Genomic DNA, 1,433 nt, shown 5'->3' with positions numbered 1-1,433 from the left:
GGTGGTGATGCTGTTATCCTTGCGGAGAAGAATATTCGTTTGGATGCAGGGCGCACAACGGTTGACGGCGTGGAGACCGTATTAAACACCGAGGCGCTTTCTGCTGGGGGCAATGCAACGGTGATTGCCAAACAAGATATCACCGCCTCAGGGGTGGGGATCACTACCGGAGGTGATCTTGCCATGGCTACAGAAGAAGGTAACTTGACGATCGGTTCAGCAGAAACCCATTACCATGATGAACAGGGTGATGCCACCATGCATCATAAATCAGAAGTCAACTCTGGTGGCTCAACAACGCTTTCCTCTGGAAAAGATTTGAATATTCTAGGCTCTGATGTTCAAGCAAAGGATAAACTTCTCTTGCAAGCTGAGGGCAATGTTTCGATTGATGCCACACGCAACAGTATGGACAATCAGAATGGGAGTGAAACATCTCATGTTGCCTTGCACAATGGCTCTCATTTAAGTTCTGGAAAAGAGACCACTGTTCTATCGGGTGGCGATATCCATATGGCTGCTTCCGATATAGATGCCAAGGGCAATGTTGCTCTTGGCGCCCAAGGGGAGGTAACAATAGGGGTAAGAAACGATGAGATGGAGTATCATCTTCGCACCAAAAACACGAAAGTGGACATGCAAGCCTCTCATGCCGTTGGCTCTTCGATAAAATCGGGAGGTGACACCACTGTCATTGCAGGGCAGGATGGCAAACCGCATGATCTTAGCATTACAGGTAGTTCCATTGCGGCTGATGGCAAGGTGGGGCTGAAAGCCAGCAACGATCTCCTGATCAATAATGCAGAGGATAGCTTACATTATGAGATGTCGTATCACAAAGAGGGTGGGGTGTTTAGTAGCAGCAAATCTGAGCATAACAAGATGGATGTGCGCCAAGTTGTGGGGTCAAGCATAACAGGGGGTGAAGGCATTGCCATTGATTCCGGAAACAACACGGAAGTTGTAGCCTCGACGCTCGTAGCCGGTAAGGCAGAGGAAACGTCAGGAGAGAAAGCACTAGGAGATCAGAAAAAAGCGGATATTACCATTCACTCTGGGGGAAAGATTGTCATAAAAGGCGCCCAAGAACACTTGGATCAGCAAGCACAATCGTCATCAAGTGGCTTTTTGCATGAGAAATCGTCCGATACATCTCAATCTCATACCACAACGGTCTCCTCTATCCTTGGGGCAACGGGCAACATCGTGTTAGACGCACAAGGAGAAGCCAAGATTTCTGCTTCTCATCTTCTTTCCGGTCAAGATATCAATGTGAGCGGAGAAAGTGTGACGATTGATGGCATGACAGATCATCATAAGAGCCATTCAGAGACCCATGAAACAGGTTTTGGTGTGGGATCAGGCAAGAACTTTGTGTCGATATACGGGAGTGAGGGAAAGACAGAAAATGAAGAGAGTTTTGAACATCAAGG

Annotated in this window: 1 protein-coding gene; it reads left to right on the top strand. The window is 47.7% G+C overall.

Translation table 11 applies throughout. The annotated features are described in order from the left end of the window. Positions 1–1,433: hemagglutinin repeat-containing protein (locus ACFIQC_RS09810; RefSeq protein ID WP_375707132.1), on the top strand; the 1,433-nt coding region annotated here is incomplete at both ends.

This window comes from Bartonella sp. AA126HLJHH (assembly GCF_042197425.1).
GTDB lineage: Bacteria > Pseudomonadota > Alphaproteobacteria > Rhizobiales > Rhizobiaceae > Bartonella.
The sequence above is the reverse complement of the archived record's forward strand: the minus strand, read 5'-3'. Positions and strand labels throughout refer to the sequence as shown.